Source organism: Celeribacter arenosi, from assembly GCF_039539485.1.
Classification (GTDB): domain Bacteria; phylum Pseudomonadota; class Alphaproteobacteria; order Rhodobacterales; family Rhodobacteraceae; genus Celeribacter; species Celeribacter arenosi.
The window spans coordinates 85,561-111,908 of record NZ_BAABDF010000006.1 but is presented as its reverse complement, the minus strand read 5'-3'; the positions used below and the strand labels follow the sequence as shown (position 1 = coordinate 111,908).

At 59.5% G+C, this 26,348-nt stretch carries 23 protein-coding genes; 17 read left to right on the top strand and 6 right to left on the bottom strand.

Translation table 11 applies throughout. The features are described from left to right. Together ABD815_RS06410 and dnaE are read right to left on the bottom strand one after the other, a co-directional pair. Positions 1 to 945 (bottom strand): hypothetical protein, encoded by a 945-nt coding sequence (locus tag ABD815_RS06410; protein ID WP_344845194.1) that lies wholly within the window; start codon positions 943 to 945, stop codon positions 1 to 3. Beyond that, positions 945 to 4,469: a DNA polymerase III subunit alpha gene (dnaE, locus tag ABD815_RS06405; RefSeq protein WP_344845191.1), complete on the bottom strand. Its 3,525-nt coding sequence runs from the start codon at positions 4,467 to 4,469 to the stop codon at positions 945 to 947. Before dnaE ends, ABD815_RS06410 begins: the two co-directional genes overlap by 1 nt. Positions 4,470 to 4,674: 205 nt before the next feature. Between dnaE and ABD815_RS06400 the strand changes: the two genes are divergently transcribed. From ABD815_RS06400 to ABD815_RS06365, 8 genes are all read left to right on the top strand, one after another. Continuing rightward, entirely contained in the window at positions 4,675 to 6,027 is a 1,353-nt protein-coding gene (locus tag ABD815_RS06400; RefSeq protein ID WP_344845187.1) for a xanthine dehydrogenase small subunit, read from the top strand. Next, positions 6,024 to 8,411 (top strand): xanthine dehydrogenase molybdopterin binding subunit, encoded by a 2,388-nt coding sequence (gene xdhB / locus ABD815_RS06395; RefSeq protein ID WP_344845184.1) that lies wholly within the window; start codon positions 6,024 to 6,026, stop codon positions 8,409 to 8,411. Before ABD815_RS06400 ends, xdhB begins: the two co-directional genes overlap by 4 nt. Beyond that, positions 8,408 to 9,319 carry a xanthine dehydrogenase accessory protein XdhC gene (xdhC, locus tag ABD815_RS06390; protein ID WP_344845181.1) on the top strand — a complete coding sequence of 304 codons (912 nt, stop codon included), beginning with the start codon at positions 8,408 to 8,410 and terminating at the stop codon, positions 9,317 to 9,319. Before xdhB ends, xdhC begins: the two co-directional genes overlap by 4 nt. Further along, positions 9,307 to 10,836 carry an ABC transporter ATP-binding protein gene (locus tag ABD815_RS06385; protein WP_344845178.1) on the top strand — a complete coding sequence of 510 codons (1,530 nt, stop codon included), beginning with the start codon at positions 9,307 to 9,309 and terminating at the stop codon, positions 10,834 to 10,836. Before xdhC ends, ABD815_RS06385 begins: the two co-directional genes overlap by 13 nt. Positions 10,837 to 10,950: 114 nt before the next feature. Beyond that, positions 10,951 to 12,036 carry an ABC transporter permease gene (locus tag ABD815_RS06380; protein ID WP_344845175.1) on the top strand — a complete coding sequence of 362 codons (1,086 nt, stop codon included), beginning with the start codon at positions 10,951 to 10,953 and terminating at the stop codon, positions 12,034 to 12,036. After that, positions 12,036 to 12,965: an ABC transporter permease gene (locus tag ABD815_RS06375; RefSeq protein WP_344845171.1), complete on the top strand. Its 930-nt coding sequence runs from the start codon at positions 12,036 to 12,038 to the stop codon at positions 12,963 to 12,965. The genes ABD815_RS06380 and ABD815_RS06375 overlap by 1 nt, the downstream gene beginning before the upstream one ends. A gap of 46 nt (positions 12,966 to 13,011) precedes the next feature. Further along, entirely contained in the window at positions 13,012 to 14,091 is a 1,080-nt protein-coding gene (locus ABD815_RS06370) for a BMP family ABC transporter substrate-binding protein (RefSeq protein WP_344845168.1), read from the top strand. Between the two features lie 520 nt (positions 14,092 to 14,611). Further along, positions 14,612 to 16,096: a reverse transcriptase domain-containing protein gene (locus ABD815_RS06365; RefSeq protein ID WP_344845165.1), complete on the top strand. Its 1,485-nt coding sequence runs from the start codon at positions 14,612 to 14,614 to the stop codon at positions 16,094 to 16,096. 226 nt (positions 16,097 to 16,322) lie between these two features. On the opposite strand, the gene ABD815_RS06360 is transcribed toward ABD815_RS06365, so the two are convergent. Continuing rightward, positions 16,323 to 17,216 carry a LysR family transcriptional regulator gene (locus ABD815_RS06360; protein ID WP_344845163.1) on the bottom strand — a complete coding sequence of 298 codons (894 nt, stop codon included), beginning with the start codon at positions 17,214 to 17,216 and terminating at the stop codon, positions 16,323 to 16,325. Between the two features lie 94 nt (positions 17,217 to 17,310). Between ABD815_RS06360 and ABD815_RS06355 the strand changes: the two genes are divergently transcribed. The 4 genes from ABD815_RS06355 (at position 17,311) to ABD815_RS06340 (ending at position 19,756) form a co-directional block, all read left to right on the top strand. After that, the gene (locus ABD815_RS06355) at positions 17,311 to 17,604 is read left to right on the top strand and encodes a DUF2218 domain-containing protein (protein ID WP_344845159.1); all 294 of its coding nucleotides are present in this window, start codon (positions 17,311 to 17,313) and stop codon (positions 17,602 to 17,604) included. Between the two features lie 39 nt (positions 17,605 to 17,643). Then, entirely contained in the window at positions 17,644 to 18,114 is a 471-nt protein-coding gene (locus ABD815_RS06350) for an ester cyclase (protein WP_344845155.1), read from the top strand. Between the two features lie 101 nt (positions 18,115 to 18,215). Next, positions 18,216 to 19,061, top strand: a complete 846-nt coding sequence (locus tag ABD815_RS06345; protein WP_344845151.1) for an SDR family oxidoreductase — start codon at positions 18,216 to 18,218, stop codon at positions 19,059 to 19,061. Between the two features lie 89 nt (positions 19,062 to 19,150). Beyond that, on the top strand, positions 19,151 to 19,756 hold the full coding sequence (locus ABD815_RS06340; RefSeq protein ID WP_344845148.1) for a protein-methionine-sulfoxide reductase heme-binding subunit MsrQ: 606 nt from the start codon (positions 19,151 to 19,153) through the stop codon (positions 19,754 to 19,756). Between the two features lie 178 nt (positions 19,757 to 19,934). On the opposite strand, the gene ABD815_RS06335 is transcribed toward ABD815_RS06340, so the two are convergent. Together ABD815_RS06335 and ABD815_RS06330 are read right to left on the bottom strand one after the other, a co-directional pair. Then, positions 19,935 to 21,629, bottom strand: coding sequence for a hypothetical protein (locus ABD815_RS06335; protein WP_344845144.1), 1,695 nt, complete (start codon positions 21,627 to 21,629; stop codon positions 19,935 to 19,937). 339 nt (positions 21,630 to 21,968) lie between these two features. Beyond that, on the bottom strand, positions 21,969 to 22,364 hold the full coding sequence (locus ABD815_RS06330) for an ACT domain-containing protein (RefSeq protein ID WP_344845140.1): 396 nt from the start codon (positions 22,362 to 22,364) through the stop codon (positions 21,969 to 21,971). Between the two features lie 209 nt (positions 22,365 to 22,573). On the opposite strand from ABD815_RS06330, the gene ABD815_RS06325 reads away from it, so the two are divergent. Beyond that, positions 22,574 to 22,702, top strand: a complete 129-nt coding sequence (locus ABD815_RS06325; protein ID WP_344845137.1) for a hypothetical protein — start codon at positions 22,574 to 22,576, stop codon at positions 22,700 to 22,702. A gap of 106 nt (positions 22,703 to 22,808) precedes the next feature. Further along, positions 22,809 to 23,144, top strand: coding sequence for a carboxymuconolactone decarboxylase family protein (locus tag ABD815_RS06320; protein WP_344845135.1), 336 nt, complete (start codon positions 22,809 to 22,811; stop codon positions 23,142 to 23,144). Positions 23,145 to 23,204: 60 nt separating this feature from the next. Here the strand turns inward: ABD815_RS06320 and ABD815_RS06315 are convergent, their stop codons facing one another. After that, positions 23,205 to 23,699 (bottom strand): hypothetical protein, encoded by a 495-nt coding sequence (locus tag ABD815_RS06315; protein ID WP_344845134.1) that lies wholly within the window; start codon positions 23,697 to 23,699, stop codon positions 23,205 to 23,207. A gap of 184 nt (positions 23,700 to 23,883) precedes the next feature. Between ABD815_RS06315 and panC the strand changes: the two genes are divergently transcribed. The 3 genes from panC (at position 23,884) to ABD815_RS06300 (ending at position 26,296) form a co-directional block, all read left to right on the top strand. Then, positions 23,884 to 24,732: a pantoate--beta-alanine ligase gene (panC, locus tag ABD815_RS06310; protein WP_344845131.1), complete on the top strand. Its 849-nt coding sequence runs from the start codon at positions 23,884 to 23,886 to the stop codon at positions 24,730 to 24,732. Between the two features lie 11 nt (positions 24,733 to 24,743). Further along, positions 24,744 to 25,565, top strand: coding sequence for a 3-methyl-2-oxobutanoate hydroxymethyltransferase (gene panB / locus ABD815_RS06305; protein WP_344845127.1), 822 nt, complete (start codon positions 24,744 to 24,746; stop codon positions 25,563 to 25,565). A 218-nt stretch (positions 25,566 to 25,783) separates the two neighbouring features. Beyond that, positions 25,784 to 26,296, top strand: a complete 513-nt coding sequence (locus ABD815_RS06300; protein ID WP_344845125.1) for a hypothetical protein — start codon at positions 25,784 to 25,786, stop codon at positions 26,294 to 26,296. Positions 26,297 to 26,348 lie beyond the last annotated feature (52 nt).

The window sequence follows — 26,348 nt, the reverse complement described above, 5'->3', positions numbered from 1 at the left end:
CTAACGGATCTGTTTGCTCACCAACCGACCTTGGTCGAGCAACAATTCCAACCATCCCTCATTGCCGCCAAAGCGCGGATAGATCGACAAAAACGCGAGCCTTTTGTCGAGTGCGGCGAGTTTTGCATCACCGCAGGGCTGTTTGCGCGCCACGCCGCAGACGCTCGATTTGATCTCTTCATAGGCATTGTCCGCCGCTGACCAGCGCGTGCTTGCCATGGGTTTGCCGTAGCGGTGAACCTGATGGACCGCAGCGGAGCCGAAAACGACGAGCGCCGCCGTCACCTGACGCGGGCAGCCATCGGAGAAGCCGGTGATGAATTGCGTGCGCGGCCCCGTGGCGAGGGGGTTTGTGTCATAGAGTTTCCACACTGCGCGCCCGTCATGGGGAAAGCTGTCCACCTGTTTGCCGAGATCAGAGGTCTTGAAACCGCAGGCGAGACCGACCTCGCCAAAGGGCAAAACCTCACCCGGCTGGACGGTTGCTGTGGACGCGGCCCCCCCACCCCCGAGGCCAAACAAACCGCGACGGGGTTGGCGCGGGGTTTGAGGCGCGCTGTTGGTTTGGGGCGTATCCGTGGGCATCGCGGCCTCAACGACACCGCTTTCAGGCGACGCCGGCGTGACCGTTTTCGGGCCCGTCAGAAAGGCGAAAAGACCCGGCGTTTGGCCGGTGGTCGCGGTCTGGTCCGTGCCGGTGGACTCGACCACTTCGATATCGCTGCCGGCGAGTGCAGATGGTGGCGGTGTTGGTTTGAGAAAGGCGAAAAGGCCCTTTTTCTCGCCCTGCGCGTCCGATGTGCGCGCGGCGACTTCGAAATCCTGCGCGAGCGAGGTTGTGGGGTCCGCCTGTTCGTCCGCGGGGGCATATCCCGCCGGCGTGGCGGAATTCATCTGGCATGCGCCAAGAAATATCAGGACAGGCAAAACGGCAAACAAACGCATCAATAATCCTCAACCATTACAACACCGTCCAGGGATTTGATCGCGCCCTTCACCTCCGGCGTCACGACGAAAGGTTGAGGGATTTCGATCTCAACCTCGCCCGGCAACTCCGGTGACATCAGGCAAAACGCGATAGCGCCCCGTGGCGGCGCTTTGGCTTCACTGGTGATCCGTCGCAGCAACTCGCCGACCGACGAAATCGCACCAATGTCGTCGCAGAATACTTTCAAGCCCACGCCGCTCGCATCCGCGACCACCGTTTCCATCGCCTGAACGCCGCGAATGGTCGGGTCGAATTGGCCGTCATTGAACCGCCCCTCCAAGGTCGCGACGACTTTGTCTGTCGTCTCGAACACTTCACGGGCACGGATCAGGTCTTCTTCCTTGCGCGCGAACATCGCGATGCCGGACAGCTGTCCCGATGAATCGGAGATGTTCATGCGAAAATAGCGGTTGCCCTTGGACGACTTCATTTCGCGAAAACCCGAAACCATGACGCCGACCTGCACAACGGCCGCTCCGTCCTGCTCCGCCTTGGCCTGCGCTTCGGCCAAGGTAGCGATCTTTTTGCGTTTGAGCGCACCGGCATAATCGTCGAGCGGGTGACCGGAGAGGAAGAACCCGATCGCCTTTTGCTCTTCCATCAACCGCTCGGCAAAGCTCCAGTCATTGACGGGGGACAGGCGCGGTTCGGGCAGGTCCTCACCGGCGTCGCCAAAGAGCGACACCTGATTGGAGGCCTTTTGTTCGTGGATCGCCGCGGAGTAGCCGACCAGCGGATCGAGACTGTCAAAAACACGGCGGCGGTTGCGGTCGAGTTCGTCAAAAGCACCGGCCCGTGCGAGCATTTCGAGGGGTCGCTTTCCGACCCGTTTGAGGTCCACGCGGCGCGCCAGATCGTAGAGGTTCACGAAGGGTTTGCCCCCCGCCTCGTCGCGCGCCTGCACGATGAGCTGCATCGCCTCGACGCCAACGTTTTTGAGCGCGCCCAGCGCATAGACCAGTTTTTGATCGGTCACATCAAAGGTCGCGCGCGAACGGTTGACGCAAGGCGGCACGATTTCGATGTCGAGGCCACGACGGACCTCTTCGGCGTAAACCGACAGCTTGTCCGTCAGATGGATATCGCAGTTCATCACGCCGGCCATGAATTCGACAGGGTGGTTGGCTTTGAGCCAGCCTGTTTGGTAGCTCACCACCGCATAGGCGGCCGCGTGGGATTTGTTGAAGCCGTAGTTGGCGAATTTTTCGAGCAGATCGAAGACCTCGGAGGCCTTCTTTTTATCGACGCCATTGGCAGCCGCGCCTTTTTCGAATTTCGGTCGTTCGGCGTCCATCGCCTCCTTGATCTTTTTACCCATCGCGCGGCGCAGCAAATCCGCGCCCCCGAGCGTATAGCCCGCCATTTCCTGCGCGATCTGCATCACCTGCTCCTGATAGACGATGATGCCTTGGGTCTCTTCGAGGATGTGGTCGATGGTGGGGTGGACGGATTCCAATTCCTTGCGCCCGTGTTTCACGTCGCAATAAGTGGGGATGTTTTCCATCGGACCGGGACGGTAGAGCGCCACGAGCGCCACGATGTCTTCGATGCAGGTCGGCTTCATCTGGCGCAGCGCGCTCATCATACCCGAGCTCTCCACCTGAAACACCGCGACGGTTTTGGCGTCCGAGTAGAGTTTATATGTCGCTTCGTCTTCGAGCGGGATCGCGTTGATCTGGTTCTCGGCGCCCTCTGCGGGTTCATAGAGCGTTTTGCCCTGCGCATCGACGTGCAACGGGCGCCCCGATTTAAAGATCAGGTCCATCGCTGACTGGATCACGGTCAGGGTTTTCAGGCCCAGAAAGTCGAATTTGACCAGACCCGCCTGTTCGACCCATTTCATGTTGAACTGGGTGGCGGGGGTGTCCGAACGGGGGTCCTGATAGAGCGGGACGAGTTCGTCGAGCGGACGGTCACCAATCACCACACCGGCAGCGTGGGTGGAGGCGTTGCGCAGCAGCCCCTCAACCTGTTGGCCATAGGTCAGCAGGCGGTCGACCACCTCCTCAGCGCGCGCTTCTTCGCGCAGGCGGGGTTCGTCCTGAAGCGCCTGATGGATCGAAACCGGTTTGACGCCCTCGACGGGGATGAGTTTGGACAGGCGGTCGACTTGGCCATAGGGCATCTGCAACACGCGGCCCACATCGCGCACCGCCGCCTTGGACAGGAGCGCACCAAAGGTGATGATCTGGGCGACTTTATCGCGGCCGTATTTCTCCTGCACGTATTGGATCACCTCCTCGCGGCGATCCATGCAGAAGTCGATATCGAAGTCGGGCATCGATACCCGTTCGGGGTTCAGGAAGCGTTCGAACAGCAAGCTGTAGCGCAGCGGATCAAGGTCGGTGATGGTGAGCGCATAGGCCACGAGCGAACCCGCCCCCGACCCCCGCCCCGGACCGACGGGAATGTCGTGGTCTTTCGCCCATTTGATAAAGTCGGCAACGATCAGGAAGTAGCCGGGAAACCCCATGCCTTCGATGATGCCGAGCTCGAAATCGAGCCGCGCGGTATATTCCTCGACCGACACGGCATGGGGAATGACGGCGAGACGGTCCTTGAGCCCTGCGTGGGCCTGACGGCGCAGTTCGTCGACTTCGTCGTCGGCGAATTTGGGCAGGATCGGCGCACGTTTATAGGCTTTGAAGGCGCAGCGTTGCGCGATTTCGACCGTGTTTTCAATCGCTTCGGGAAGGTCGGCGAAAAGCGCGGCCATCTCAGAGGGCGATTTGAAATAATGCTGGGGCGTCAGGCGGCGGCGCGGTTCCTGTTGGTCAACATAGGCCCCGTCGGCGATGCAGATCAGGGCGTCATGCGCCTCATACATTTCCGATTTGGGGAAATAGACATCGTTGGTCGCCACCAGCGGCAGATCCAATTCATAGGCCCATTCGACAAAGGGGCGCTCGGTGATCCGCTCGGCATCTGTGACGCGCCCGTTTTCGCCCGGATGGCGTTGGAGTTCGACGTAGAGGCGGTCGCCGTAGATGGCGCTGAGCCGTTCGAGCAAGGCGCGCGCCTTGGGCATCTGCGTGTCGACCAAAAGGCGACCGATTGGCCCGTCCGGCCCGCCGGTGAGACAGATGAGGCCCTCGCTATGGGAGGCCAATTCATCAACCGTGACGTGGGGCAGCGTGCCGTCTTTGCGCAGATAGAGGCACGAATTGAGCTTCATCAGATTCTCGTAGCCGCGCTCGGTTTGCGCCAGCAGAACGATGGGGGCGGGTGGCTTTTCTTTTTCCCCCGGACCTGCGGGATCATAGGACAGGTCGACCTGACAGCCGACGATGGGCTGCACCCCTGCGCCGCTGGCGTATTCGGAGAATTCGAGCGCCGCGAAGAGGTTATTGGTGTCGGTCACGGCCACCGCAGGCATGCCCGCATCCGCTGTCATGCCGCTCAATTTCTTGAGCCGCACCGCCCCTTCGAGAAGGGAGTATTCCGTGTGAACGCGTAGATGGATGAAGGTTGGTGTGGTCATTTGCGACACCCTATCCGAGGGCGTCTGGCGGGGCCAAGACCAAAAAGCGCGCGTATTTTTTGACCAATCGACCAAAAACGCAGCATGATGGGGGCGAATCCCTTGCTATCTCAGGGTCGTGCGGGTTTGTTTTTTTCAATAGAGAGCCGCTTTCCGCCGCATCGGGCGCGCTTTCGCACCAAGAGAAAGCGGCAGGTTTGACCCCATGGAGATCACTTTCCGGCTAAACGGCGAAACCGTCCACACCGACGAAACGCCGACACGAACGCTTCTTGATTACCTCAGGGAGGTGCGCGGGCTAACCGGAACCAAGGAAGGCTGCAATGAGGGCGATTGCGGTGCATGCACCATCATGGTGGACGATGAAAACGGCAAACGGGCGCTGAATGCCTGCATCCTGTTTTTGCCCCAGCTGCACGGAAAATCGGTGACCACGGTCGAGGGCCTGTCGGAGGGAGAAACGCTCCACCCCGTGCAGAGCGCGATGATTGAGGAACACGGCAGCCAATGCGGGTTTTGCACGCCCGGCATCGTGATGTCGCTGGCTGCGGCCCATGCGCGTGGGGATACGGCGCATAAGGATGTTCTGGCGGGCAACCTGTGCCGTTGCACGGGCTATACCCCGATCCTGCGCGCGGCTGAAAAGGCCGCGACGGCAGAGGTTCCACCCGCGCTAGCCGCCCCTTTCGTGGCGCACCCCGGCCCTGCCTCGCCCGAATTTCGCCCGACAACGTCGGATGCGCTGGCCGCGCTCTACGCCGATCACCCCGATGCGACTTTGGTTGCGGGGGCGACCGATGTGGGGCTTTGGGTGACGAAACAGATGCGCGATCTGGACGAGGTGATTTTCCTCGGCGGCATCGATGATCTGCGCGGGATTCGCGAGACCGACGAGAGTTTCGAGATCGGCGCGATGACCCCGATTTCGGAGCTGATTGCGCCATTTGCGCCCTATTCGCCGTCGCTATCGGAGATGTATCGCCGCTTTGCCAGTGTGCAGGTGCGCGCGGCCGCCACGCTGGGCGGGAATATCGCCAACGGGTCGCCGATCGGGGATAGCCCCCCGCCCCTCATCGCCGCGGGTGCGCATGTCACCCTGCGCCATCGCGACACGCGCCGGACCTTGCCCTTGGAGGCGTTCTTTGTCGCCTATGGCAAACAGGATCGCGCGAAGGGCGAGTTCGTCGAATCCGTTTCTGTGCCCAAAGCGGGACTTGCTGATTTGCAGGTCTATAAACTCTCCAAACGGTTCGATCAGGACATTTCCGCCGTCTGCGGGGCGTTCAACATCACCGTCTCTGACGCGCAGGTCACCGCCGCCCGCATCGCCTTTGGTGGGATGGCGGCGACGCCTAAACGGGCGGGTGCGGTGGAGGCGGCTCTGATCGGGCAGCCGTGGACGCAGGCCACGATTGACGCCGCGATGCCTATGTTCAGTGAGGATTATCAACCGCTTAGCGATATGCGCGCCTCTGCCGACTACCGGATGGCGAGTGCGAAGAACATGTTGCAGCGCGCCTTTATCAACGCGCAGAGCGTTCTTGAGGTGGCACCATGAGTGTTGGATCCTCCCTGCCCCATGACGGCGCGCGTCTGCATGTGACGGGTCAGGCGCGCTATGTGGACGACATCCCGACGCCCGCAGGCACGCTCCACCTCGCCTTTGGCATTTCCACCGAGGCGCATGCGACGATCACCGCGATGGACCTCGATGCCGTCCGCGCCTCAGAGGGCGTGGTCGCGGTGCTGAGTGCGGATGATTTCGACCACATGCCCGATTGTTCGCCCTCTATCGGGGATGAACCGCTGCTCGCGCTGGGGCGTGTGCACTATGTGGGCCAGCCTGTGTTCCTCGTCATCGCCACCTCGCATCTGGCGGCGCGCAAGGCGGCGCGGTTGGGCAAAATCACCTATGACGCCCTGCCCGCGATCCTCACCTACGAGGCCGCTCTCGCCGCCGATAGCCGGTTCGAAGATGGTCCGCGCATTTACACCAAGGGCGACCCCGCCACCGCCATCGACGTGGCCCCCCATCGCATCGAGGGGTCCATCGACATGGGCGGTCAGGAGCATTTCTACCTCGAAGGTCAGGCGGCCCTCGCCCTGCCCCAGGAGGGCGGCGATATTGTCGTCCATTCCTCGACCCAGCACCCCTCTGAAATCCAGCATAAGGTCGCCCACGCGCTGCATATTCCGATGCACGCCGTGCGGGTTGAAACGCGCCGGATGGGCGGTGGTTTCGGGGGCAAGGAAAGTCAGGGCAATGCGCTCGCCATTGCCTGTGCGGTTGGCGCGCGGCGCACGGGGCGGGCGTGTAAAATGCGCTATGACCGCGACGACGACATGATGATCACCGGCAAGCGCCACGATTTCCGCATCAGCTATCGCTGCGGCTTTGATGACGAGGGGCGCATTGCGGGGCTCGAATTTGTGCAGATGACCCGCTGTGGCTGGGCGCAGGATTTGTCGATCCCTGTGGCCGACCGCGCGATGTTGCACGCCGACAATGCCTACCACCTCGAACACGTGCGCATCGAGAGCCATCGGTTGCGCACCAATACGCAATCGGCCACCGCCTATCGCGGCTTTGGCGGGCCGCAGGGGGTGCTCGGGATCGAGCGCGTGGTGGATCATATTGCCCATCACCTGAGCGCCGATCCGGTCGCGGTCCGGCAGGTGAATTACTACGCCGATATGCGCGATCCTGTTGCTCCTGCCGGTGTGGCCCATGACCATGTGACCAGCGTGGCGGGGGATCCCCTATCGCGCGGCGGGACCGAGCGGAGTGCGGCCCCGACATCTGCAAAACCGGCATCCGGGCAGACCACACCCTATGGCCAGACGATCGAGGATTTCATTCTCGGCGGCATGACCGAGCGTCTGATCGAGAGCGCGGATTACGCCGCGCGACGTGCGGCGGTGCGCGATTGGAACGCGAAAAACCCGATATTAAAGAAGGGCTTGGGCGTGTCGCCGGTCAAGTTCGGGATCTCCTTTACCCTCACCCATCTCAATCAGGCGGGGGCCCTCGTCCACGTCTATCAGGACGGGTCGATCCATCTCAACCACGGCGGCACGGAGATGGGACAGGGGTTGTTCCAAAAGGTCGCGCAGGTCGCGGCGGCCTCCTTCGGGGTGGGTTTGGCATCGGTCAAAATCACCGCGACGGACACCGGCAAGGTGCCCAATACATCCGCGACGGCGGCCTCTTCGGGGTCGGACCTGAACGGTATGGCGGTGAAGAATGCCTGCGACACGATCCGCGAGCGGATCGAGGATTTCCTGCGCGAGAATGAAGGCGCGAACGAGATCGTTTGGAAAGACGGCGAGGTGCGGTTTGCGGGCAAATCCATGGCCTTCGAAGCCGTCGCCAAACTGGCCTATGAAAACCGTGTGAGCCTGTCTGCGACGGGGTTTTACAAGACGCCGAAGATTTCATGGGACCGGATCAAAGGTCAGGGTCGCCCGTTTTTCTATTTCTCCCACGGCGTGGCGATTACCGAAGTGGTGTTGGACACTTTGACCGGTGAAAACCGCATTTTGCGGGCCGATGTGCTGCATGATGTGGGGGCCTCGCTCAACCCTGCCTTGGACATTGGCCAGATCGAAGGCGGCTATGTTCAAGGGGCGGGGTGGCTGACCACGGAAGAATTGTGGTGGGACGATGCGGGGCGGCTGCGCACGCATGCGCCCTCGACCTATAAAATCCCCTGCGCCTCGGATGCGCCGGAGGTGTTCAACGTCGATCTGTGGGACGGGCCGAACCGCGAGGACACGATCTATCGCTCCAAAGCGGTCGGGGAGCCGCCGTTCATGTTGGGGATTTCGGCGTTTCTGGCGCTCTCTGACGCGGTTTCGGCCTGTGGGCCTACCTACCCCGCTCTGGATGCGCCAGCGACGCCTGAGCGGCTTTTGGCGGCCATTGAGAGGGCGCGGGGATGAGTTTTGACCTGCACGCTTTGAGGGCTGCGATCCATGCGCATGGCGTTGTGGCGCGGGTTGTCGTGGCCGCCGTGGAAGGGTCGACACCGCGCGAGGTCGGGGCGGCGATGTTGGTCTGGGACGGCGGGCAGAGCGGCACCATCGGGGGCGGAACGTTGGAATTCGAGGCGGCGTCACGCGCCTTCTGCGCCCCGCGCCTGAGCCGTATCGCGCTCGGGCCAAGTTTGGGCCAATGCTGCGGCGGGGCGGTGACGATTTTGAGCGAAGTCTTTGACAGCGTTGAGGAAATAACGGGCGAGGTCTATGCGCGCGGGCCGGGCGAGATGCCCTTTGGCGTGAAAAAGGCGCTGGCCGAGGCGCGCGCGCAGGGCACGGTTGAACCGATGCTTTTGGGCGAGTGGATGATCGAACCTGTGGCGCCAGCACGGCGGCCTTTGTGGGTCTGGGGCGCGGGGCATGTCGGGCGCGCGATTGTGGGGACTTTGGCCCCCCTGCCCGATTTCGCGATTACGTGGGTGGATACGGGTGCAGAGCGTTTTCCCGATGCCCTGCCCGAGGGGGTCGATATCCTCTATGATGCGGCGCCCGAGACATTGATGCGCTATGCCCCTGAAAACGCAGAGCATTTGATCGTGACCTTTTCCCATACGCTCGATCTGGCGCTGTGCCACGGGGCGCTTTTGCGGGGATTTGCCTCGGCGGGGTTGATCGGGTCCAAGACGAAATGGGCGCGGTTTCGCAGCCGTTTGCGGGACTTGGGGCACTCGGACGCACAGATTTCGCGCATTTGCTGCCCGATTGGGCAACCAGAGCTCGGAAAACACCCGCAGGCCATTGCGGTTGGCGTGGCAGCGCGCCTAATCTCTCGGTCGGGGACAGAAGAAAACGTGAGGGGATGCACGGGGTGACGGCGCTGCTGACAGTCGACGGTTTGACGCGAGCCTATCCGGGCGTGATCGCGAATGATGCCGTTTCCTTTTCCATCAATCCGGGCGAAGTGCATGCTTTGCTTGGAGAAAATGGCGCGGGCAAGTCCACATTGGTCAAGATGATCTATGGTCTGGAAAAGCCTGACGCGGGGACCATGACGTTGCACGGGGCGCCCTATGCGCCCGCCAATCCGCAGGCCGCGCGGGCCGCCGGTGTGGCGATGGTTTTCCAGCATTTTTCGCTGTTTGATGCGCTGACGGTGGCGGAAAATGTCGCGCTCGGCATGGAAAACCCGCCGAAAATGCGCGATCTGGCGCGCTCGATCCGTGAGGTGTCGGAGACCTATGGTCTGCCGCTCGATCCGGGTCGTATTATCGGGGATTTGTCGGCGGGCGAACGCCAGCGGGTCGAGATTATCCGGTGTCTTTTGCAGGACCCGAAACTGTTGATCATGGATGAGCCGACATCGGTTCTCACCCCGCAGGAAGTCGCTATCCTGTTTGAAACATTGCATAAATTGCAGGCCGAGGGGACGTCGATCCTCTATATCTCGCATAAGCTCGAAGAGATCAGGACGCTGTGTCAGGGGGCCACGATCCTGCGGCTCGGCAAGGTCGTGGGGGAATGTGACCCCAAGGCGACGACGGCGCGCGATATGGCCGAGATGATGGTCGGCACGACCCTGCATACGCCCGCGCGCGAGGCGCAGGTGGCGGGCGATGTTTTGTTGAAAATCAATGATTTAAGCTATGCGCCGGCCAATCCCTTCGGGACGCGGTTGAAGAATGTGTCGCTGACGCTGAAGGCGGGTGAAATCCTCGGGATCGGGGGGGTTGCCGGTAACGGTCAGGACGAGCTTTTGGCGGTGCTGTCGGGCGAGGCGCGCAGCCCCAAGGGCAAGATCGAATTTTGTGGTGCGGAGGTCGGGCCTTTGGGTCCCACGGCGCGTCGCAAGGTAGGATTGATGGCCGCGCCCGAGGAACGTCTGGGCCATGCGGCGGCGCCGAATATGAGCCTGACGGAGAATGCCGCCGTGACGGCGATTGCACGCAAGTCATTGGCAAAGAACAACTTTATCAACTGGCCCAAGGCCGAAACCTACGCGCGTGAGGTCATCGCGGCCTTTGATGTGCGCACGCCCGGCACCCATGTTGCGGCCCGTGCGCTATCGGGTGGGAACCTGCAGAAATTCGTCATCGGGCGTGAGGTTTTGCAGGCCCCGACCGTGTTTGTGGTCAACCAGCCGACATGGGGTGTGGATGCCTCGGCGGCGGCGGCGATCCGGCAGGCATTGCTCGATCTGGCGGCCAAAGGCGCGGGGTTGATTGTGATTTCACAAGACCTCGACGAGTTGATGGAAATCTCGGATTATTTCGCCGCGCTCAACGAGGGCAATCTGAGCGCGCCGCGCCCTGCCAAGGGGCTGAGTGTGGACGAGATCGGCCTGATGATGGGTGGCGCGCATGACATGGAGGTGGCCCATGTTGATGTCTGAGTTTGACATATTTTACAAAGAATGTGGCGCGTCTTTGCAGGGTTTTACATCGCGCGAAAACGCCGTTTTACGTCTTTTACATGTTTTAAAACATCGCAGCGCCGAGGGGTTGGCATGATTTCCTTTGTCAAACGGCCCCAGCCGTCGCGGGGGTGGACGATCGCGACGCCGGTTCTGGCGGTTCTGGTCACCATGGTGCTCGGCGGGGTGTTGTTTGCGCTGATGGGCAAGGACCCGTTTGTCGCGATTCGCACGATTTTCTGGGACCCTCTGTTTAACGACCAGTTCGCGGCCTATTCGCGGCCTCAACTTTTGGTCAAGGCGGCGCCGCTGATTCTGATCGCCATCGGGCTGAGCCTCGGGTTCAAGGCGGGCATCTGGAACATCGGGGCGGAGGGGCAGTATCTGATGGGGGCGCTCGCGGGGGCCTCTGTGGGGCTGGCGCTTTATCCGTTGGATGCGTGGTGGATTTTTCCGTTGATGGTGATTGCGGGCGCGCTCGGCGGGTATCTATGGGCGCTCATTCCGGCGATTTTGAAGACGCGGTTCAACACCAATGAAATCCTCGTCTCGCTCATGTTGGTCTATGTGGCCGAGCAGATCATGGCCTCTGCGGCGCTATCGTGGCTGCGCAATCCCGAGGGCAACGGGTTTCCCGGATCGCGCAACCTCAGCCGGATCGATGCCATGTCGAACCCCGAACTGATTGCGGGCACGGGGGCGCATTGGGGTGTCGTCGCGGCCTTTGGTGCGGTGGTGGCGGCCTATGTTTTGCTCAACAAACACCTGCTGGGGTTTCAGATCCGGCTGACCGGCGAGAGCCCGCGGGCGGCCGCCTTTGCCGGTGTGAACCCCAAGCGGTTGGTGGTGTTCTGCCTGTGCACGGCGGGGGCATTGTCGGGGTTGGCGGGGCTGTTTGAAGTGACGGGGCCTGCGGGGCAGATTTCCATCGATTTCGGGTCGGGTTACGGGTTTACCGCGATCATCGTCGCCTTTCTGGGGCGGCTCAATCCGGTGGGGATTTTGCTGGCGGGGCTGTTATTGGCGCTGACGTTCATCGGCGGCGAGTTGGCGCAGTTCATGTTGGGCCTGCCCTCGGCGGCGATTCAGGTGTTTCAGGGCATGTTGCTGATGACGCTTCTGGCGATGGATATTTTGGTGAACTACCGCGTCGTGGTCAAAAAGCGGGAGGTCGCGTGATGGATTTCGGGTCGATCAACCCTGTGATTTTGCTGGCCTCTTTGATGGTGGCCTCGACGCCGATCCTGCTCGCGGCTCTGGGCGAGATGGTTGTGGAGCGCTCGGGTGTTTTGAACCTCGGGGTTGAGGGGATGATGATCACCGGCGCGGTCTGCGGGTTTATTGTGGCGGTGGAGACCGGCAGTCCGACGATGGGTTTCGTGGCCGCCGCGGTCGGTGGGGCGGCGTTGTCGATGCTGTTTGCGCTGCTCACGCAGGTGTTTCTGGCCACGCAGGTGCCGTCGGGATTGGCGCTGACGCTGGTCGGGGTGGGATTGGCCTCCCTGCTCGGGCAGAATTACGTCGGGATCAAGCCGCCTTCCGTGGCCGATATGCCGATCCCCGGGCTCGAGAGCATTCCGTTTTTCGGGCCGGTTTTGTTTCAGCACGATGCGACGGTTTATCTGAGCGTGATTGCGGTCGTGGGGATTTGGGCGTTTCTGAAATATTCCCGCGCCGGATTGATCCTGCGCGCGGTCGGGGAAAACCACACCGCGGCCCATGCTCTGGGCTACCGCGTGCGCATGGTGCGGGTCGCCGCGATCGGGTTTGGCGGCGCGATGGCGGGGCTCGGCGGGGCCTATATCAGCCTTGTGCGGGTGCCCCAGTGGACCGACGGGATCACCGCAGGCATCGGGTGGATCGCTCTGGCCATCGTGGTCTTTGCCAGCTGGAAAGCGTGGCGGGTGTTGATCGGGGCCTATCTGTTCGGCGGGATCACCGTGTTGCAGTTGAACCTGCAGGCAGCAGGCGCGAAAGTGCCGGTCGAGTTGTTGTCGATGTCGCCATTCCTCGCCACGATTGTGGTGTTGGTTGTCATTTCCGCGCGCAGGCACGGGGCGTCGAATGCGCCCGCGATGTTGGGCCGGATTTTCCATGCCTCGAATTGAGGCTGTCTCATCAAGCAAGTCATATAAAGAACAGGGAGTTCATGACATGAAACGTAGAACAATGCTGATGGCGGCGGTTGCCGCATCGACGCTGGCGCTTTCGGGTGCAGCGATTGCGCAGGATAAGACCAAGGTTGGTTTCATCTATGTCGGTCCCGTCGGGGATGGCGGTTGGACCTATGAGCACGATCAGGGTCGTTTGGCGGTCGAAGCCGAATTCGGCGATGCGGTCGAGACGATCTATCAGGAGAACGTGCCCGAGGGTGCGGACGCCGAGCGTGCGATCACGCAGATGGCGCTGTCGGGTGCGGACCTGATCTTTACCACTTCGTTTGGCTATATGGATCCGACGATCAACGTGGCGGCGAAGTTCCCCGATGTGAAATTCGAGCATGCGACGGGTTATAAGCAGGCCGACAACGTGGGTGTTTACTCCGCGCGTTTCTATGAGGGTCGCGCCGTTCAGGGCACCATCGCGGGTCGCATCACCAAGTCTAACAAGGTGGGCTACATCGGGTCCTTCCCGATCCCCGAAGTGATCCGTGGCATCAACGCGGCCTATATCCACGCCAAGAAGGTGAACCCCGATGTCGAGTTCTCCGTGGTTTGGGCCTACACGTGGTTTGATCCCGCCAAAGAGGCCGATGCGGCGCAGGCGCTGATCGATCAGGGCGCGGATGTGATCCTGCAGCACACCGACTCCACCGCGCCTCAGGCGGCGGCGCAGAAGGCGGGCAATGTCTACACCTTCGGTCAGGCCTCCGACATGGCGGAATATGCGCCGATGCCGCGCGTGTCCTCGATCATCGACCATTGGGGCCCCTACTACGTGGCGCGCACCAAGGCGGTGATGGATGGCACCTGGGAGAGCGACAACACTTGGGACGGTATTGGCGCGGGCATGGTCGGGATCGGCGAGATCACCGATGCGGTTCCTGCCGAGGTCAAGGCAGAGGCGCTGGCGTTGAAAGACGCGATTGCGTCGGGCGAATACATGCCCTTCACCGGTCCGCTCAACAAGCAGGACGGCTCTGTGTGGCTGGCCGAGGGCGAAACGGCGGACGATGGCACTTTGGCGGGGATGAATTTCTACGTCGAAGGTCTGACCGGCGACATCCCGCAGTAAGGCCTGCGTTTGATCGAGAGTTTAAAGGGCCCGCTTTGGCGGGCCTTTTTGTTTGGGGGGTTTTGGGGAGCGGGCGTTCGCTGCAGCTGACGCCAATGTCTGTTGGGGGGCTTAGCGATTTGAATGGAACCTGCCAACAAAGCGAAAACACGGCGATACACAGTTCCCGGACACAAATCCGCCAAACACTTATAATAGAGAGGTAAATTTTTTTTTGATGGCCTCTTGTATCGCTCACCTTCCGTACCCATGTAAACTTAATCGGCGCTATTAGGGCGTCGCAGTCGATCGTTTAAACTGTCAAGTCCTGTTTCCAGGTATGTGCAGATTGCGAGTTCCAACATTCGGGCTCCTTTATGGCAACTTGGTGCACAGGCGGCATATCGGATAATCCCGATTGCTACTTGTATAGTAATATAAGCGACCACGTCGAACGAAGGGCACCACGCAGAACAGTCGGGGCCGAAACTGAAAAGGGCAAGTGTCCTGCCCGATGTTTCGGTCCCTCTCGCTAAGGTAAATGGAACCAGAATTTTCAGCTAAAGACCTTAAGCACTACCCACATTTTGACCGCCGTCTGTCGGTTGAGGAAGCAAAAGAGATTGTCTCCGACCCTGACCGTGTAGCGTCAAACAAATTCTATCCTTTCTTTCTTTATCAAGAGACATGGCAGCCTTTCAGGGTTTCAGAAGAAGGGCGGCCTAAACCCAAATCGCGACCAATCCGGTATGCAGCTCGGCGAGACGCGTATATCCTCACCCACTATCGGAGAGTTTTGGCGGAGAAATATGAAGATCGCCTGACCGAGCTGGGTATTGAAAAATGCCCAATTGCCTACCGAAAAATCCCAAAATCGCGCGGCGGCGGCAAATGCAACATAGACTTTGCAAAAGATGCGTTCGACGAGATCGAGCGACAGGGTAATTGTGTTGCAATTGCTTTGGACATCAAAGGCTATTTCGAGAACTTGGATCACGCTCGCATTAAACAAGTTTGGTGCGATTTGCTGGGCGTTAAACGTTTACCTCCCGACCATTTCACGGTCTTCAAGAATGTGACGCGGTATCATGTTGTGGACCAGAAAGAAGTTTACCGTCGATTGGGATTCCTTGAAGAAATTGAGGTTAACGGTTATCCTCGGGAGCGGTTCACCACAACCTACAGCGACATGCCAACGCAGCTTTGCACCCCTGCTGAATTTCGAGCAAAAATCTGTGGTGGTGACCCTGCCTTACCGAGTTTGGTGAGGCCAAACTGCGATGAAAAAGGGAATTTACTTGACCACGGTGTTCCTCAGGGCGCTCCAATTTCTGACCTAATCGCGAACTTTTATTTGCTGGATTTCGACGTTTCGCTCAACGATTTCGCAAATGCGAGGGGCGGACGATATATGCGTTATTCCGACGATATTTTGCTCATAATCCCGGGTGGTGATGCCGAAGCAATTGAAGCACAAAAATTCGCCGTCAAAGAAATAAAAAAGTACGGGACGGCTATCGAGATAAAGGAAGCTAAGACATGCATCGTACGGTTTTTCCGAGCGCCCGACGCGTTGAGCTATGTTCACGTCAGAGGACCACAGGGAAAGAACGGCTTTGAGTACTTGGGCTTCCGTTTTGACGGCAAGCACGTCTATGTCCGAGACAGCACGATTTCACGGCTCTATCGCAAAGTGGCGCTCTCTGCGAAAGGAGTGGCGCGTGGTTTCGCCGACGCACATCCTGACAAGAACGCCACTGAAATTCTCGCGACCTTCAACTACTCGAATTTCAGCCAGCGTTTCAGTAGAGTTCACCCCGATGAACTTTCGCCGGACGATTACGGCACTTGGACTTTCTACAGCTATCTAAAGCGGGCGTCAGAGGTATTTGGAGAGCGAGGAACCCCAATTTTGCGGCAGGCCCGCAACTTCAATAAAATCATGAAGGACAGGATTGCGACAGCGATGGTACGGGCCGTTGTGCGACGCGACAAAACCAAAGGTGCAGAGAAGTCGGCCACGTAACAAATGGTTCGTTGCCGATCGATGTCTGCTCAGGTGAAGCTGCACCGCAGCATCGTGACGGCTTAGCCAATGTCCGCTAAGGACCGCTTGCCGCGCTTTGGTCGGGGGGCGTTTTGATCCGGGTCGGCTCAGGAAAAGAGGTTTTGGGGGTGGGCTTTTGCGGGTCGGGCGATTTTGGCCAGTGCGTCTATGCGGCGCGTGGGGGTGGCGCGGGTGGGGGGTTGGGTTACAGCATCAGATCCGAGCGATGCGCGATGAAGTGATCGATCAGCCGTCGGGTCAGGGCTTTTTGCGGGCCTATGTCGGGCCACACGGCGTAGATGCCCAATGTGGGCAGGCTCCAGTCCGGCAGAATTCGCACCAGTTGCCCTTGTGCGACCTCTTGTTCGATCACGCTGCGCGGCAGGTGCCAGATACCGAGGCCGGCGAGCACGGAGGCCTTGGCGGCATTTACGGTGTTCACCTCGATGCGGAAATTTGCGGGGGCAATGTTCACCGATTGGTCTTTGGTTTCCAGCGTCATCATGGACGGGATTTGCGTGACGGCGATGAAGTCATGGGCGTCGAGATCCTGCGGGGTCGCAATCGGCGCGCGCCGGGACAGGTAATCCGGTGAGGCGACCAGCAAGCGTTCGAAGTCGGCAATGCGGCGGCTTTTCAGGCTGCTGTTTCGCAATGTGCCCAGCCGGATCGCCAGATCAAACCCGTCCTTGACCAGATCGGTTGGCATGTCACTGCACTGCAGGGATATCGCGACCATCGGGTGCGCACTTGCAAAGCCCCACAGGGCCTGATGCAGTTTGCTTTGTTCACCGAAGGCCGGCATCGCGACATGGAGCGAGCCGACCGGTTCTTCGTTTCCGGCATGGATCGCGTCCAAGGCCTCTTCGCCCGCGGCCACCATGCGGCGGGCCGGATCGAGGGCAATCTGGCCTTCGGGGGTCAACGACATGGATCGCGTCGAGCGGAAGAACAGGGTCACGCCCTGCCGTTCTTCCAGTCGCGACAGGTGATGGCTGATGACGGATGTAGAGAGCTTCAAACGACGTCCTGCGGCGCTCAGGCTTCCGGTATCGGCAATCGCGACAAAGACGGCGAGGCTGCGGTAGTCGTCGATCATCTTTCTACTTTCTGTAAAAATGATTTCTCGATAATTGGGATAATCACAAAGGCCGGTTCTGTCTATTTCTGTTTTCAGCACAGAGGAGACAGCAATGTTCACAAGCACTGCAAAATTCACAACCCAGCGGGCCAGCGGTTACCTGCAACAGCTTTGCAAGCACTTCGCCCATAAGATCGAGGTGCAGTTTGACGCCACCTCCGGGTTGATCACCTTTCCCTTTGGCCAATGCGTTCTGGCCGCCGAGGACGGCGTTCTGGAGTTTACCGTGAGCGGCGAAACCCAGGCCGACCTCACCCAGACCCGTCGTGTTATCGCCAGCCACTTTGAACGGTTCGCATTCCGCGAGCACCCAAAGCTCGACTGGCAGCCCGTCGTTTCTGCCTAACCTTTTCTTCCCCCCACCACATCAAAACCGGAGACTACCATGAAACTCAAAACTCTCTTTGCGTCCGCCGCCCTTGCAACCATCGCCACAGGTGCAATCGCCGACGATACAGCCACAGTGACCACATTCTACGACCTGCTCAGCAATCCGGGGTCCGCAGAACACGTGGCTGCGTTTGAAGCCGCGACATCCGCGGACTGGACCAGCATGGGCGACTATTCGGGCACCAACAAAACCCGCGAGGCGTTTCTGGGCCAAATGGGTGGCTTTGCGCAGCTGATGCCGGACCTGAACTGGGCCATTCAGGACATCCATCAGGACGGCGACACCTTTGTTGTGCGCAGCCGTGCAACCGGCACACCTGTCGCGCCGTTCTTTGGTGTTGATGGTGAGGGGCGCAGCTTTGACATCATGACCATCGACATCCACGAGTTGGAAGACGGTGTGATCGTGCGCACCTATCACGTCGAAGACTGGGCAGGCGCGCTGCAACAGCTTTCGGGTAAATAAATTGACAGGTAGCGGCCCGGAGAAATCTGGGCCAACACCCTTTTGGGGGGTACCGTGGGGCACCCGTGACGCCCGCCCCCGTCCATTCGAGGAGTTCAACCATGACCATCGCAGTCACAGCCGTATCCGGTCACCTTGGCGGCGCAATCGTGCGCAATCTGGTCGCATCCGCGGGCGGTGAAACGATCATCGGCCTTGCCCGCACACCGGCGAATGCACAGGGTCTTGGCATCGAAATCCGCCCCGGCGATTACGGCCAACCTGAGCAGTTGCGCGCATCATTGAAGGGTGTCGATACCCTGTTGTTGGTGTCCGGCATGGACGCCCCCGACGCCCGCATTCAACAGCACCGCAATGTGATCGAGGCCGCCAAATCCGCAGGTGTGAAGAAGATTGTCTACACCAGCATCCAAGGGGTTGAAGAGGGCACAGCCTTTTCGCCCGTGGTGCAAAGCAACCGCCAGACCGAGGCCGATGTGCGCGACAGCGGGCTTGCCTATGCCATCGGGCGCAACGGCATCTATATCGAGCCGGACGTGGCGTATATCGACAGCTACAAGGCCAGAGGCGAGATCGCCAATAGCGCCGGTTCGGGCAAATGCGGCTACACCACCCGCGACGAACTGGCCCATGCCTACGCGCGCCTATTGACCGATGACCGTTTCAACGGCCAGACGTTTAACCTATGGGGCACGCCCATCAGTCAAACCGAGCTGACCGGTTATCTGAACGATGCCTTCGCCACGTCGCTGACCTATCGCGACATGACGCCACAAGAGTATGTCGCGGATCGCACGGCCGAGTTGGGCGATTTCATCGGGCCGATTATCGGCGGCATTTATGAGGGTATCCGTCTTGGCATTTTCGATGTGCAGAGCGACTTTGAAACGGTTGCGGGTCGGGCGCACCAAAGCTGGGCCGATTATTTCGGATCACTCAAGGGCTAAAGGAGCGGTCTGAGGGTGATCGCGACAGGTGTTTTAGGCGCAGCAAATTGGCTGCTCCGTTTTGCAAAATGGTAATGAAAGTAACTTCGATGTCCCAGATAAAATCGTTCTTCAACTCGCCCTATACCTTTTGGGGTCTTCTGAGTTTGCCCGCCATTCCAATGGTGATCGGCCTGACCTCCGGCGATCCTGAAGCGGTGCACGACCTGCTGCACCCGACCGGTGAATTCGCGGCAAGGTTCATGATCATCGCGATGATGATCACGCCGTTGATGATGCTGCTGAAGGGGTGGCGTGGGCCGCGCTGGTTGATGAAGCGGCGGCGGTATCTCGGGGTTGCGGCATTTGCCTATGCCTTGGCGCATACGGTTCTGTACCTTGTTGACGAAGGCGCGGTCGCGTTTACGGGCGGCGAGATTTCCAAGATTTATATCTGGTCGGGTTGGTTGGCTTTTCTGATCTTTGTGCCCTTGGCGGTTACATCGACGGACGGCTGGGTGCGCAAACTGGGGCCTCGTTGGAAAACGCTCCAGCGCTTCGTCTATGGTGCGGCGGTGCTGACGCTTTTGCACTGGGCCGCGCTGCATGAATGGGGCGGGATTGGTGCCGCGATGGTGCATTTCGTGCCGCTGATCGCGCTGGAGGCCTACCGGCTGAGCTATAACCTGCGCCGCCAGCGGGCGCGGTTGGCCTGATCGCCGCGCGTTGGACGATGGCGCGTCGGCGGGGATGAATGTCTACGTCGAAGGCGCGCTGAGCAAGGCACGCACACTGTGCGCGCCTAAAATGCGCCGTCGGTTGGCAGGTGTTTTCACCGCGGGCAGTTTCCAATCGGCGATTGCCAGATCGTCCCTTTAAAGTGCCCGCTTCGAACTAGGCGGCTTTTCTGCGTCGCGTGAACCAGCCCATGCCCATGAGACCGGCCAGCATGAAAGGCAGCGACCCCGGCAGCGGCACGGAAGAAATTTGTTGGATCGATGCCGACAAACGGACCGTTGACCGGCCGTCGCCCAAAGAAAAGATTGATGTTCCCCAAGAAAGATCCGGCGCGGTGGCATCCGAAAAGTCAAAGACGAAGCTATCAAGATCCCCGAACCCGAAGATGTCACCAACCAGAATGTCGAAAACGTCGCCGTCGGACGCGAAAAACCCGTCAAAGAAATCAATGTCGAAAATCGAACCGGCACCCAAATTAACGCCGCCTAGAACATCCAATTGGTCATATTCGGACCCGACCAATAACCCCCCAAGTTCAAAGGCCAGCGTGGATGTGCCGGTCAGGTTCAGATCACCCTCGACGGTCAGAATGCCTGGTGAGTTTCCCGGGCCGACCGATGCATTGGCAACATCCAGATCGCCGCGGATCGTTCCCGCACCGCCGACGGTTCCTCCGTTTATGGAAACGGTATCGTGCTCCAACACACCGTCAACGATAAGACTGCCCGCGGTTTGAGTGAATGTACCCGACCCCTCCATAAGAGAACCTGTCACTAGCGTCATTGCACCGGTGTTGGTCAGACTGCCATGGTTGGACAGAAAACCATTGCTGGTCAGCGTGCCGTCGTTGGTCAGCGTGTTATAGTTTTCCAGAATGAAGTTGTTGGTCAGCGTGCCGTCGTTGGTCAGCGTGCCGTCGTTGATCAGCGTGAAGCGGTTGTACAGAGTGGCGTTGTTGGTCAGCGTGCCAGAGTTGTACAGATCATCGTAGTTGGTCAGCGTGCCGTCGTTGGTCAGCACGCTGCGGTTGGTCAGCGTGACTTGGTTGTCCAGAATGCCATCGTTTAGCAGCCTGCCGTCGTTGGTCAGCGTGCCAGAGTTGGTCAGCGTGCCGCCGTTGGTCAGCGTGGCTTCGTTGGTCAGGGTCAGCGTGCCAGAGTTGGTCAGCGTACCGCCGTTGGACAGAAAAAAATTGTTGGTCAGCGTGCCAGAGTTGTTCAGCGTGTCATGGTTTCCCAGATAGTCTTCGTTGGTCAGCGTGCCAGAGTTGTTCACCGTGCCAGAGTTGCTCAGCGTGCCGTCGCTGGTCAGCATGCCAGAGTTGTTCAACGTGTCAGAGTTGTTCAGCGAGCCCTCGTTGGTCAGCGTGGCTTCGTTGGTCAGCGTGCCAGAGTTGGTCAGCGTGTCATGGTTTTCCAGATCCCCCTTGTTGGTCAGCGTGCCTTTGTTGGTCAGCGTGTCCAAGTTGTCGAAAATATGGTAGCTGGTCAGCGTGCCGTCGTTGGTCAGCGTGCCGCCGTTGTAAAGAATATAGTTGTTGGTCAGCGTGCCGCCGTTGGTCAGAGTGCCAGAGTTGGCCAGTTCGTCGAAGTTGTTCAGCGTGCCGTCGTTGGTCAGCGTGCCGTCATTGATCAGACGGCCGTCGTTGGTCAGCGTGTCATGGTTGTCCAGAGTGGCGCTGTTGATCAGCTTGCCTAATCTTTCAACCGAAGAAGGCCCATCAATTGTGGTCGGGGAACTGACAGTGAAGGTTTCGCTCGCCGCCACATTGATTGTCACAGCATGAGCTGATCCGGCAAATGCCCCAAGAGCCGCGGCCGCAGCCACAGTCGCGCTAAATAGATTCTTCATGAAATGCTTTCCCCCGGCCAGCACCGAGCACAAGAAACTAAGAAATACTTAGTTTGAGCGACCTTAGCACAAATAATTGATATACAAAATTCTCTTTTTCTGGGCGCAGTCACGGCAATTCACGAAATTCCCGACCCCCCTGAAAAGGGTATAATGGGCCCTCAAGACAGATTTCCGCGTCATACATTCTGGAACCCGAGCAAGGCGGATTAACATATTTCCAACCGGATCGATCAGCTTGCCGACATGGACGCCGTCGGTGTGAACGCCCGTTTCCAGTTAATCACTCCAAGCGCAAAGTCGGCTGGTGCGGGACAAAGCTGACGTTCCTCGGGGACCTCAGTTCTTTGACATTTCTTGTAAAGCGTTCATCGCATCGTGCTCACGCCCGTCTGGCACAAATAGATGATCGTGGAAGAAGCCAGAGACCGGATTTACACCCATGTCATGCTTCGCCAACTCAGAGGCAATGCGCGCCATGAAGCCAACTGCCTCAAGGGAAGAATGGATATTCAAGGTAATCATCCGACACGGAAATTCGTATGATAGTCCATAAGCCTCTGCTTCAGATTTTAATAAGATGTAGGTTGTTCCCTCAGCTTCTTCAAAAATCATACGCGCCTTGATCTCTAACCGGGGCTGATTTGAGGGGACGGTCGCAAAAACATACAGGCCCTCAACAAGGACGGCCGAAAGGGATTTGATCAGTTCCTGTAAATTCGTTTCACCAGTCATGTGTGGTCCACTTCATTCCTCGGCCTCAGACTATGAATATATGCGAGAGAGCGAGGGGGTCGAGGTGCAAAATCCGACACAATGGGAACCCACACTCTGGGCTCGCTCAGCGCGATCGCTATTTGCGGACAGGGTTTTATATCTGGTGTATAATTGTCGGATGTGGCGCCGCGTTTTCGTGTGCTGCAGGGACGAACAGGAGGCATGTCATGTCGGTCTGGTCACGGATCATGAAAGTTCTCGAAGGGCTCGCGGTGAAGCGTGGGGGGGCGTGTCCTTATGCGCCTTTGGCCCGCTTTCACGCGCGCGCAAAGCCTGCCCATCCGCCCTACCGTTAGGTCACCGGCAATTCCCCTGCGATGTTTGACGGGGATCAAAGTCGTGTGCGCTGTGCAGGTCTAACGATAGCGCCAACAGGAGTGATGCGAACAAGGAGACGGATCGATGGGCTGGAAAGAAAAGAATGCCGATATGCGCAGTGCGCTGCGTGCCCTCAATCAGGCAAACCCGAATATTCCCGCCGGTTTTGGCGCCATGTCGAAGGCGGCGTTGGAGGGGGATTTGCTGGATGCCAAGACAAAGGAATTCGTGGCGCTGGCGATTGCGGTCGGCGTGCGCTGTGAGCCCTGTGTGGGGTTCCACGTCGAGGCGTTGAAGCGCCATGGCGGGTCGCGCGAGGAATTGGCGGAGATGTTGGCGATGTGCGTCCAGATGGGCGGCGGGCCGGTGTTGATGTATGCCGCCAAGGCGCTCGAGGCGTGGGACGAATTGTCGGAGTGAGGTCTTGGAGGCGTGGCGCGGTCGAATACCACGCCACACCGTCCTCGGGAGGAAAGCGGTTTAGCTTTCGCGAACGATGGAGCAGATTTTGCCGCCATCCTTCTTTTTCTTGCAGTCCATGGTGTAACCGGAGTCGCGTTTTTCGCCCTTGAGCATGCCGATGATGGCCGCGAAGTAGATTTTGGCGGTTTCGGGAATTGTCGCGTCTTCGGGGACGAACCACGGGTCTACGGGTTCTTTTTCGGCTCTGGGTTCGCGCGGCAGGGATCCGTCATCGATGATGATCTGGGCCGAGGGCAGAGGTTCGTCGGTGATGACGATTTCGAATTCCTTGGCGGCCGATCCGTTTTTCGGCGCGGCGACTTTTGCCACGTCGAGAGTGGGGGCGTCGGTTTCGTTGCCATATGCGTCATAGGAGGCCGCGGCGGTCATTTGACCGTCCACAAATGTGGTCATATCGCCCTGAACAGTCGCAAATTGCGCCGAGACCACCGCGCCGAGCGCCAACATGATCACGAAACTGACAATACCGATGATTTTCCCTGTGCTTTCCATGGAACAATCCTGCCGCTTTTGTTTTCACCGTCGCCAAATTGGCAACGAAAAGGGGCGAAAATGCGGTGGAGACGCGAAACTTCTGGGGAAGGCGGGGCGGATTTTTCCGGTTTCGCCGCCGCTGGGAGGGGGATAATCTGGGCGCGCAGGGCCCTGTCAGAAGGCCGCGACAAGAGGATCGAAGATGCAGGTTTGCCGGACGAAATCGGACATACGCGCGGCTGTGGCAGGGTATCACGGGGCGGGCGAAAGCGTGGGTCTGGTGCCCACCATGGGATTTCTGCACGACGGGCACATGACGTTGGTGCGCGCGGCCAGGGAGGGCTGCGATCGCGTTGTGGTGACGATTTTCGTCAACCCGACGCAATTTGGCGAGGCGGCCGATCTGGACGCCTATCCGCGCGACGAGGCGCGTGATTTCGCGCTTTTGGAGGCGGCAGGTGTGGATGCGGTTTTCTGCCCCTCTGTGGAGGAGATGTATCACGCGGGCGCGCAGACCACGGTTGTGACCGAAGGTTTGGCGGGGATGTTGATGGGCGCTTTGCGGCCCGGGCATTACGCGGGCGTGTGCACGGTTGTGTCCAAGCTGTTCAACATCGTCGGCGCGGATCGGGCGTTTTTCGGGGAGAAAGATTACCAGCAGCTTCTCGTAATCAAGACCATGGTGCGCGATCTGGATATGCCCATCGAGATTACCGGTGTGCCGACGGTGCGCGAGGCCGACGGGTTGGCGATGTCGAGCCGCAATGTGCGCCTGAGCCCCGAGGATCGCGCGGCGGCGGTGATTTTGAACAAGGCGCTGGCCTATGGTGATTACGAGGCCTCCGACGGGCGCACCGGCGCGGAGTTGGAGGAGAGCATTCGTGCGTTTCTGGCCCGTGAGCCGCGCGCCGTCGTCGAGAGTGTCGATGTGCGCGATGCGGCGACATTGGCCGAGGTGACGGGGCCGATTGAAGCACCTGTCGTCATTCTACTCGCAGCGCGCTTTGGCGATGTGCTACTCATCGATCAACGTGTTGCAGACCCGACCTGAGGAGGCCGACAATGTCCACCCAAACCGAACAAATCCGCCGCACAACCGTGCCGCAAATCCGGGCCCGCAAAGGCGGCGAGCCGATTGTGTCTTTGACCTCCTATCACGCGCATACGGCCGCGATCGTGGACAAATACGCCGACTTCATTCTGGTGGGCGACAGTTTGGGCATGGTGATGCACGGGATGGAGAGCACGGTTGGCGTGCCTTTGGACCTGATGATCATGCACGGGCGCGCGGTTGTGCGCGGCACGAAATCGGCGCTGATCGTGGTCGATATGCCCTTTGGCACTTATGAGGAAAGCCCGAATATGGCGTTCCGCAATGCCGCCAAGATCATGAAGGAAACGCAATGTCAGGCGGTCAAGCTGGAAGGCGGGGCGCGCATGGAGGAGACGATCCGTTTCCTCGTCGAGCGCGGCATTCCGGTGATGGCCCATATCGGCCTCACGCCGCAGTCCACCAATGTGATGGGCGGGTTCAAGACCCAAGGGCGCGACCGCGACACATGGGACATGCATATCGCCGATGCGAAAGCCGTGACCAAGGCCGGTGCTTTTGCGGTGGTGGTCGAGGGGGTTGTGGAACCTCTGGCCGACGAGATCACCGAAGCGGTGGATATTCCCACCATCGGGATCGGCGCGTCCAAGAAGTGCGACGGGCAGATTTTGGTGTTGGAGGATATGCTGGGGCTGAACCCCTGGGTGCCGAAGTTCGTGAAGAAATACGGGGCATTGGGACCGGCAATCGAGCAGGCGGTGGCCGACTACGCAGCCGACGTTCAGGCGCGCGAATTCCCCGGACCGGAGAATGTTTACAACAACAAGAAGTAGGGGCGCGCCCTGCCCCTGTGACCCGTTGGAGCGCGCACCGTGGATGTTGGGTAATTATCCAGTTTTATCAATGTGTTGGGTGTGACCTGCGGCGCGGGGATATGTTGCTGATTTGCACAGCGGAATAATTAAATTTCGACGGGAATTGTAAACGCGCACTTTCGTCGTCTTATCCGCATCGCGCCGCCATACGCGCGCGCGATAAGGAGTGTTAAACCATGAAGAATGTTGTTTTCGCTACGGCTATGATTGCGAGCCTTGCTGCCTGTGCTCCCATGCCGAGAAGTAACCCGCTGAGCCGGGCGCAGGCCGATGGTCTCGCGATCGGAGCGATTGAAGTTGTCACCACAGGCGCCGCTTTTGAAAGCGCCCGCGCCGGGGACTATGCAAGCGCGCTCGATCCCGATCTGACCGCGGCTCTGGAACGTGAGTTTGCCGACCGTCGGGCCCCGAACGGGGCGAACCTGCTGGTCGATATTGCGCGTCTGAACGTGGCCGACAGTGGCCGCACCGCCTTTGGGTGGGACCAGTCCAAGCTGATCGGTCAGGCCCGTTTGACCACCGCCGATGGCGCTGTGATCGCGACCTATCCGGTTCAGGTGACGGCCGGTGAAGCCGCCAAGACCCGCACCGGTGCGTTGATTGACACCGCGATTGCGAGTTCGACGAACTACTACCAGGATCTGGTGGTGACATTTGCCGAAGATCTGCGCGAGCTGATCGAGCAATAAGGTCTATCTGCGCGCACATGCACATGAGGCGTGTGCGCGCGGCTCTTTACGC

Coding starts and splice junctions, on each gene's coding strand:
- ABD815_RS06315 (WP_344845134.1), bottom strand. CDS start 23,699: ATGGAAAGCACAGGGAAAATCATCGGTATTGTCAGTTTCGTGATCATG.
- ABD815_RS06330 (WP_344845140.1), bottom strand. CDS start 22,364: ATGACTGGTGAAACGAATTTACAGGAACTGATCAAATCCCTTTCGGCC.
- dnaE (WP_344845191.1), bottom strand. CDS start 4,469: ATGACCACACCAACCTTCATCCATCTACGCGTTCACACGGAATACTCC.
- ABD815_RS06400 (WP_344845187.1), top strand. CDS start 4,675: ATGGAGATCACTTTCCGGCTAAACGGCGAAACCGTCCACACCGACGAA.
- ABD815_RS06370 (WP_344845168.1), top strand. CDS start 13,012: ATGAAACGTAGAACAATGCTGATGGCGGCGGTTGCCGCATCGACGCTG.
- xdhB (WP_344845184.1), top strand. CDS start 6,024: ATGAGTGTTGGATCCTCCCTGCCCCATGACGGCGCGCGTCTGCATGTG.
- ABD815_RS06345 (WP_344845151.1), top strand. CDS start 18,216: ATGACCATCGCAGTCACAGCCGTATCCGGTCACCTTGGCGGCGCAATC.
- ABD815_RS06355 (WP_344845159.1), top strand. CDS start 17,311: ATGTTCACAAGCACTGCAAAATTCACAACCCAGCGGGCCAGCGGTTAC.
- ABD815_RS06335 (WP_344845144.1), bottom strand. CDS start 21,629: ATGAAGAATCTATTTAGCGCGACTGTGGCTGCGGCCGCGGCTCTTGGG.
- ABD815_RS06385 (WP_344845178.1), top strand. CDS start 9,307: ATGCACGGGGTGACGGCGCTGCTGACAGTCGACGGTTTGACGCGAGCC.
- ABD815_RS06300 (WP_344845125.1), top strand. CDS start 25,784: ATGAAGAATGTTGTTTTCGCTACGGCTATGATTGCGAGCCTTGCTGCC.
- ABD815_RS06410 (WP_344845194.1), bottom strand. CDS start 945: ATGCGTTTGTTTGCCGTTTTGCCTGTCCTGATATTTCTTGGCGCATGC.
- ABD815_RS06380 (WP_344845175.1), top strand. CDS start 10,951: ATGATTTCCTTTGTCAAACGGCCCCAGCCGTCGCGGGGGTGGACGATC.
- ABD815_RS06375 (WP_344845171.1), top strand. CDS start 12,036: ATGGATTTCGGGTCGATCAACCCTGTGATTTTGCTGGCCTCTTTGATG.
- ABD815_RS06340 (WP_344845148.1), top strand. CDS start 19,151: ATGTCCCAGATAAAATCGTTCTTCAACTCGCCCTATACCTTTTGGGGT.
- ABD815_RS06350 (WP_344845155.1), top strand. CDS start 17,644: ATGAAACTCAAAACTCTCTTTGCGTCCGCCGCCCTTGCAACCATCGCC.
- xdhC (WP_344845181.1), top strand. CDS start 8,408: ATGAGTTTTGACCTGCACGCTTTGAGGGCTGCGATCCATGCGCATGGC.
- panC (WP_344845131.1), top strand. CDS start 23,884: ATGCAGGTTTGCCGGACGAAATCGGACATACGCGCGGCTGTGGCAGGG.
- ABD815_RS06325 (WP_344845137.1), top strand. CDS start 22,574: ATGTCGGTCTGGTCACGGATCATGAAAGTTCTCGAAGGGCTCGCGGTG.
- ABD815_RS06360 (WP_344845163.1), bottom strand. CDS start 17,216: ATGATCGACGACTACCGCAGCCTCGCCGTCTTTGTCGCGATTGCCGAT.
- ABD815_RS06320 (WP_344845135.1), top strand. CDS start 22,809: ATGGGCTGGAAAGAAAAGAATGCCGATATGCGCAGTGCGCTGCGTGCC.
- panB (WP_344845127.1), top strand. CDS start 24,744: ATGTCCACCCAAACCGAACAAATCCGCCGCACAACCGTGCCGCAAATC.
- ABD815_RS06365 (WP_344845165.1), top strand. CDS start 14,612: ATGGAACCAGAATTTTCAGCTAAAGACCTTAAGCACTACCCACATTTT.